8 protein-coding genes are annotated in these 7,069 nt (G+C 72.5%); 2 read left to right on the top strand and 6 right to left on the bottom strand.

The features are described from left to right. Positions 1 to 1,261 (top strand): FUSC family protein (locus tag ABZV94_RS39155; protein WP_356349452.1); only part of this gene is annotated, 1,261 nt, incomplete at its 5' end. A 201-nt stretch (positions 1,262 to 1,462) separates the two neighbouring features. Here the strand turns inward: ABZV94_RS39155 and ABZV94_RS39150 are convergent. The 6 genes from ABZV94_RS39150 to ABZV94_RS39125 all read right to left on the bottom strand — a co-directional run bounded on the left by ABZV94_RS39150 (position 1,463) and on the right by ABZV94_RS39125 (position 6,091). Then, positions 1,463 to 2,032: a DinB family protein gene (locus ABZV94_RS39150; RefSeq protein ID WP_356349450.1), complete on the bottom strand. Its 570-nt coding sequence runs from the start codon at positions 2,030 to 2,032 to the stop codon at positions 1,463 to 1,465. A 102-nt stretch (positions 2,033 to 2,134) separates the two neighbouring features. Beyond that, positions 2,135 to 3,226, bottom strand: a complete 1,092-nt coding sequence (locus ABZV94_RS39145; RefSeq protein ID WP_356349449.1) for a lytic polysaccharide monooxygenase — start codon at positions 3,224 to 3,226, stop codon at positions 2,135 to 2,137. 22 nt (positions 3,227 to 3,248) lie between these two features. After that, entirely contained in the window at positions 3,249 to 3,470 is a 222-nt protein-coding gene (locus tag ABZV94_RS39140; protein WP_356349447.1) for a hypothetical protein, read from the bottom strand. Positions 3,471 to 3,785: 315 nt separating this feature from the next. Beyond that, positions 3,786 to 4,913, bottom strand: coding sequence for a cellulose binding domain-containing protein (locus ABZV94_RS39135; protein WP_356349445.1), 1,128 nt, complete (start codon positions 4,911 to 4,913; stop codon positions 3,786 to 3,788). A 238-nt stretch (positions 4,914 to 5,151) separates the two neighbouring features. After that, entirely contained in the window at positions 5,152 to 5,883 is a 732-nt protein-coding gene (locus ABZV94_RS39130; RefSeq protein WP_356349444.1) for a DUF1990 family protein, read from the bottom strand. Further along, on the bottom strand, positions 5,867 to 6,091 hold the full coding sequence (locus tag ABZV94_RS39125; protein WP_356349442.1) for a hypothetical protein: 225 nt from the start codon (positions 6,089 to 6,091) through the stop codon (positions 5,867 to 5,869). The genes ABZV94_RS39130 and ABZV94_RS39125 overlap by 17 nt, the downstream gene beginning before the upstream one ends. Positions 6,092 to 6,204: 113 nt before the next feature. Here ABZV94_RS39125 and ABZV94_RS39120 point away from each other — a divergent pair, with 113 nt between their 5' ends. Then, complete coding sequence (locus ABZV94_RS39120; RefSeq protein WP_356349440.1) at positions 6,205 to 7,041, top strand: DUF1990 domain-containing protein; 837 nt, start codon at positions 6,205 to 6,207, stop codon at positions 7,039 to 7,041. The last annotated feature ends 28 nt before the right edge of the window (positions 7,042 to 7,069 follow it).

Genomic DNA, 7,069 nt, shown 5'->3' with positions numbered 1-7,069 from the left:
CCCGGCCGACGCCTGCCTGCCGCCCGCCGTCCTGCGCTGCCACGCCGCCGTGCTGGAGATCGCCGACGCGGCGCTGGCCATGGGCACGGCGGCGGATCTGGCCGTGCGGGGCCGGCACGCCTCGGTGGAACTGCAGCCCGGCCGGTTCTGGTACGCCACCACCTGGGCCCCCGTCCTGTGGTGGCACCGGCTGCGCGGCCACGCCGGACGCCGGTCGGTGTTCTTCCAGAACGCGGTGCGCATCGCCCTGGCCCTGACGGCGGCCCGGCTCGTGGCCGGGGTGGACACGCTGCCGCACGGCTTCTGGGCGATGCTGGCGACCCTCACCCTCACCCGCACCACCATGGGCGAGACCTGGAGCACCATCCGGCTCGCACTCGCCGGCACGCTGGGCGGAGCCCTGCTCAGCGCCGGTGTCCTGATCTCCGTCGGCTCGGACACCACCGTGTACGCCGTCCTCCTGCCGCTGTGGATGCTGCTCGGCTTCACCGTGGGGCCGGTGCGGGGCGTGGGCTGGGCCCAGGGACTGTTCACCGTGCTCGTGGCGCTGGTCTTCGCGCAGCTGGCGCCGCCGACCTGGCAGCTGGCGGAGGTCCGCGTGCTGAACGTGCTCATCGGCAGCGCGATCGGCGCGGTCTTCGGAGTGCTGGCCTGGCCCCGGGGCGGCCACGAGGAACTGCGCCGCGCGGCGGCGGAACTGCTGCGCAGGGCCGCGGAGATCGTCGTGGCCACCAGTGCCTCGGTCGCGTGCGGCACCGTGTCACCCCCGCTGTCCAGAGTGACCCACCACCGGTGCCTGCAGCGTGCCGTCGTCCTCGCGGAGTCCGCGTACGCACAGGTGCAGAGCGAGCCGACGCCGCCGTTCGGAGGCAGCGGGCGCCGGGTGCAGCTGCCCGCCGTGGACTGGCAGGCGACGCTGATCGCCGGGCATCACACCCTGTGGGGCTCGGCTCGGCTGCTGGAGCCGCCGCTCACCCCGCTGAGTCCGGCGGCGGCCCAGTCGGCCGGGATGCTGGGGGAGCGGGTGGCGGGCCGGATGCTGCTGGTCTCGGCGGCGCTGGACCCGGGAGACGACACCCCCGTCGCGGCGACACCGCTGATCGACCCGGCGCTGCCCGGCCTCACCGCCGAGCCGCCCGGCGCTCCCCGCCGGTACTACGCGACCGTGGCGTGGCTGGACTCCCTCATGACCGACCTGACACGCATCACGTACACCGCCCCGTGGAACGTGCCGGCGACGACGACGGCGGACACCTCCTGACCCGGGCCCGTCCCGCCCGCGCCCGGGCGTGGTGCCGGCACGTCCGCCACCGGAGCCGTCAGGCCGCGCGCCCCGCGGGAGTCCACCGGCCTAAGGGCCTGTCCGGCAATTCGCGTCCGCCGTGCGACGCCATACACGCACTCTCGCCGCACCGGCCCCGAATCCGAGTGAATGGTCAGACAGGCCCTGGGGCAGCCCCGGTCACTGGCCCACCCGTCCGTCGACGCACTCGCGCAGCAGATCGGCGTGCCCGCAGTGACGGGCGTACTCCTCGATCCTGTGCACCAGCAGCTCGCGCACCGCGATCCCGTCCTTGCCCAGCCGCTCGCCCAGGTCCGGGTGCTCGGCCAGCGCGGCGTCGGTCGCGGCCTGTTCGCGCGCCAGGTCGGCGTAGGCGGCGTCGACCACCGCCTGCTCGGCGACGGCCCCGTGGAAGTCCCCGTCCGGCTCGCCGTACAGCTTCGGCAGGGGATCACCGTCGCTGATCCAGCCGCGCCAGTCCCGCTCCACCTCGGCGAGGTGGCGGAGCAGGCCGAGCAGTGACATGGTCGACGGCGGGACCGACCGGCGGGCCAGCTGCTCCGGGTCCAGTCCCTCGCATTTCATCCGCAGGGTCGTGCGGTACCCCGCCAGGAAGTCCTCCAGCGTCGCGAGCTCCCCCTCCGGACCGGCTCCTTCGCTGTGCCGGGGGTCGTCCGCGGGGTCGACCCACATGTCGGGGTATTCGGTCGCCTGGCTCCAGCGTGCGGGCTGCTCACTCATGCGTGCCATGGTCGTCCCACAGGACCCGCGTTCGCCAGTGTCCGGTCGTGTTTCTCCCGGGACGCCCGCCGCCTCCCCGGAACGGGCCGGGGAGGCGGCGGGCCGTGCGCGTCAGGAGGTGCCTTGTGCGGTGACGCAGCCGATCGAACCGGCGGGAACGTTGTTGCCGTTCGACGACGTGGCGGTGAAGCCGAAGGTGACACTGCCGTCGGCGGGCACGACCCGGTTGTGGTCCGCGTTGCGGACCGTGACCGTGCCGTCGGCGCCGGTGGACAGCGTGCCGTTCCACAGGCTGCTGATCTTGGTGCCCGCCCCCGGCTGCCAGGCCACGGCCCACCCGTCGAGCGGCGCCGTGCCGTGGTTCATCACCTCGACGGAGGCCTGGAAGCCACCGCTCCAGGAGTTCACCACGGAGTACGTGGCCATGCAGGAACCGGTGTGCGGATCCGTGGGCGTCGGCGTCGGCGTGGGCGTCGGCGTGCCGCCGGAGGTGCGGATGCCCGTGACCTCGCCGTGGCCGCCGTCGAAGACGATGTCCGAGCAGGAGAAGAAGTTCTCCTGGCTGTCGGAGCGGACCCACTGGATGAACAGCAGCGCGTCACCGGACCGCCCGGAGGGCAGCTTCAGATCCCAGGAGTAGTGGCCGCCCTCGGTGCCCGGCGATCCCTGCTGCGGCGGGTTGGTGACCGTCTGGATCAGGTCGAGGTCGGCCCAGCGCAGGGCGGACGTGGGCGACCAGCCCTGCTTGGTGACGTACACCCGGAAGTCACCCGGGTGCGCCGCCCAGTTGCTGTACTGCGCCTGGATCGTCGCCCCGCTGGTCAGATGGGTCCGCGGCCAGTCGGAACGGGCCGCGTTGTAGGCGCGGAAGTCGTACGGCGACCGGTCGCCGGCGCTGCACAGGGTGCCGTCTGGGACGTAACCCGCGCCCCGGCCACCGGCGTTGGAGTCGAGCACGGCGAACCAGTTGTACAGCGCCGTCGCACCGCTCTTCGCCAGCGCGTCCCGGCACGCCGGGTTGGTCGGGTCCAGCCCGCCGGTCGTCGTGTGCGCGTCCAGATAGCACAGGTAGGTGCGGGACCCGGGCAGCATCGCCACCCCGTGCGCCTGTGCGCTGGTCTGCCCCAGGAGGGTCAGCGCCAGTGCCGCCAGCAGCGTTGACAGAGCCGCTGCCACCGACATCAGTCTGTTGCGTCGCGTCACGTTCAGCTCCTTCGGATTCGGATCAGACGGGCGGGAGACCCCGGGCGGGCGCCGTACCGGAGTACGCCGGGACCACCGGGGCGTCGCTGTGTGCTCCGCCGGTGCCGGCGGCCGGGTGCGCGGTGAGCTGGCCGGTCAGGCCCAGCGTCAGGGTGGCGAGCGCCGCGCCCAGCGAGGCCGCCCGGTGCCGCCGGCGTCGCGGTCTCGGCTGGTGCGCGCATGTCCGGCGGGTGGGGGGTGTCATGCGTCCTCCTCGTGCGGGTGGGGGTGGTACGAGGCAGGTGCGGTAGGCGGGGCGGGGCTCAGCTCCCGGCGCGGTGCGGCGCGGGTGTGCCGGCGGTGCCGTCGGCGGTGAAGCGGGTGTTCTCCACTGTCACCTCCGCCTGGTGACCGCCCTGCCAGGAGGAGACCGTGCGGAACCGAGGGGTACACGCTCCGGGCGTGGGCGCGGGGCCGGAACCGGTGTGGGGCGGCCCTTACCCGTACGGGAGCGGGGTGGAGCCGGGACCCGCCCGGTCGGCGGGCGCGAGACGGGCGGGTCCCGGAGCGGGTGGGTGTGTCACGCGGTGGCGCAGGCGGCCCCGTTGAGGCTGAATCCGGACGGTTCGGTGAAGGTGCCGGCGTAGCTGCCCTGGAAACCGAACGTCACCTGACCGCCCGGCGCGATCTGCGCGTTGTAGGCGAGACCGCTCGCCGTCACCGCCCCCGAGGACGGCGTCACGGAGGCACCCCAGGCGCTGGTGATCCGCTGGCCCGCGGGCAGGGCGAAGGCCAGCTGCCAGCCGCTGACGGGGGAGGAGCCGGTGTTGGTGACGGTGACCTCGGCGGTGAAGCCGCCCTGCCAGACGTTCGTCCCGTACGCCACCTTGCAGGCCGCCGGGGTCCCGGGACCGCCCGGGCCGCCGCTGCCGGTCTCGACCGTGGAGGAGAACGAGGTCACGGCCAGACCGGCGCCGTTCTGCCAGGGCTCGAAGCCCGCCTGCACGCTGGTCAGGTACCAGCTGTCCTGGGCGAGCCCACGGGACACGGCCTGCCGGACGAAGTCCATGACGTCGAAGCTCCAGCTGGTGATCGCCGACGGTGCGACGAAGGAGAGCACGTCGTTGCCGCCGTTGTTGCCGGACCACACCTGCCACTGACGCCCGGCCACGGTCGCGGTGCCGACCTGCGAGCCCACCGGCTGGATGGAGCCCACCTTGTTGAACCACACCATGATCTCGGTCTTGTTGACGCCGTCGGTGCGGGGCGTGGGGTCGAGCCAGATGTCGTACGCGGCGTCGTACACCGCGTTGCTCACATAGCCGTAGGAAATGCTGGTGGGCGCGCGGGAGATGGTGCTGAGCCGGGCCGGAAGGTTCGTTCCGGGCGAGCAGTTGGTGTAGTGACAGCCGTTGTAGACGGACGGGTAGGACTTCGGGGCGCCGTTCGTCGGCACCGAGCCGTCGGCCTGGGTGACGCGGAACCCGGAGTCCGTGACGCTGATGCACTGGGTCTCGCCGGTGCCCCAGCGGTTGTTCTGGACGACGTAGCGGCCCTGGATCGTCGTCGAGCCGTACTGCTCGCAGAGGGTGGTGTCGGCCTGGGCCGCCGGAGCGACGGTGAGCAGCGCCGCCAGGGCGGCGAGCGCGGTGAGCAGTGCGCCCAGCAGGCCGCGCGCTCCACGGACAGGGTGCTTGTACGGTCGCATGCGGGTCCTCTCCATGACGGTGAGGGGAGTTCGGGAGCGCTCCCGGGCGCAGGTGGTTGGGAGCGCTCCCATTCCCTCCGTTGGGCAGGGACTGTAGGGAGAGTTCATGTCCCTGACAAGCCTTCGCGCGGGGGGAGTGTCGAAGAAGTCTCGAAATCGCACGTCAATGCTGCGCCGCCGACGCGGTCCTCATCTTCTGGGAGCGCTCCCGACAAGGGGGGTCCGCAGCGCGGCCTCCTCAGCCCGGGGCGACCCGGTGGATCGCCAGCGCGTCCAGGCGGTGCGGTCTGGCGTCGGAGGGCGCGCACACCAGACGCCCGACCGCGGGGGGAGGGCCGGGCAGCGGGTCCTGGCCGCGCAGCGCGGCCTCGACGAACAGGCGCAGCCGTGCGGCACACCTGCGGTAGAACCGCAGTTGGGTGCGGCGGCCGAACAGGCGCCACCCGAGGAGGGTGATCCGGCCCAGAGTCGGGGCGCCCTGCGCATGGCACGTGACCACGAACTGCACCTCGCCGGTGTCCTGCCGCTTCACCACCTCGTAGGTGGCCTGGCCGCGTTCCAGGTGGCCCTCCAGGGTCTCGTAGGCCCATCCCCAGACGCGCTCGGTCCCGTCGCGGGTCTCGTCCACCACCTCGGTGACGCGCACACCGCAGTAGAAGTGGATGCCGTGGAAGCGTGCCTCCAGCAGCATGTCCCGGCCGAGCAGCGGCGCGGCGGGGTCGTAGAGCGCTCGCACGATCTCCGGCGGCGAGAACTCGTAGGCGCGGACCAGGCGGCAGGCCTGTTCCCACGGGCCTGACGGTTCCGGCGGCCCCGGCCGCTCCTTCGGCAGCGCGGTGCGGTGGACATCGATGGTCCAGGACGGCCGGCGCACCTCGTCGGCCGAGTAGTTCACGCGCGCGTCCGCGAGGTCCCGCCACACCTGCGTGGCGTCGAGCCGTCCGAAGGTCCAGTCACCCAAGGGGCTCACTCGGACCTTCGAGCGAGTCGCCGATCAGCCACAGCGTCGGCGGCCACAGCCCCACGAAGAGCGCGCGCCGCTCGGCGTTCCCCCGCTGCTCCTGGTCGACGGTCTTCGCGCGCACCCACAGCGTCACGCACAGACCGACGGAGGCGAGCGAGACGAGGTGCAGATGCGAACTCCGCACCCCCGCGCGGTGCAGCAGCCGGACCACCATGGGGCGCCTCCGCGATCTCTTGCTTGCGCCAGTAGTTCGTTTTGAGTACCCCTTTTGGCGGTTATACACGTTTTGATGCGACTAATAACCTTTTGTCGGCCCAGGGGGCACGGATGACGCGTTCACACTGCCCGCGGATCCTCGCCGTGCTCGCGCGGTGGCTGCTGGGCACAGGCCTGGTCACCTGGCGCTATCTGTGGGAGACGACACCCCTGCACCGAGGCGGCGAGTGCCGGGGCGACGAGACGGACCTCCCGCCGCCGCTGCCGGCCGAAGCGGTCGACAGCCGGGTGCAACAGGCCCAGGACGGCTGCGGCCCCCTGTTCCACCGCCTTTTCCGCGTGCGTATCGCCGAATCCGACGTCGGTCCCGACCGGCTCATCGAATGGGTCTGCTGCGATTTCAAGCGCTTCGTGCCTTCCGAGGTGGTCGACATCCGCACCGGTGAGCTCCGCGAGCACGGGCTGGACGTCGGGGACGAACTGCTGGTGGAGATGCCAGGACCGTGGAACGGACCCGTCAAGGTCGTTCACCGCGACGTCGACCGTCTGCGCCTGGTGACCCTGCGCGGCCACATGGAGGCCGGCCAGGTGCAGTTCCGTGCGCGCCAGGACGGCGACCTGCTGGTGTTCGAGATCGAGCTCTGGGCCTGCCCCGGCAGCCGCCTGGTGCACCTCCTGTACTCACACCTGCGCCTGGCGAAGGAGATCCAGCTCAACATGTGGGTCCGGTTCTGCCTGGCCGCCGCAGCCATGTCGGGGGGCCGGCCGGTCGACGGTGTGCACATCTCCACCCGCCTGCTCGACCCGCCGGAAAGGGCGTCGGTACGTCCGCTGTCCTCGGCCGGGAGGAGTTCTCCGGGCGGTGCGCCAGGCCCGGAGGCGTCGTCGGCCGAGGCATCCGGTGAGCCGGGCGCGAGCCGGGCCGCCCGGCGAAGGGGCGGCGGGTGAGGGCCGGCGCCCTCCAGGGCCGGACCGT

It is taken from the genome of Streptomyces sp. NPDC004658 (assembly GCF_040609555.1).
Lineage (GTDB): Bacteria > Actinomycetota > Actinomycetes > Streptomycetales > Streptomycetaceae > Streptomyces.
This window is presented reverse-complemented; position numbering and strand designations above follow the sequence as displayed.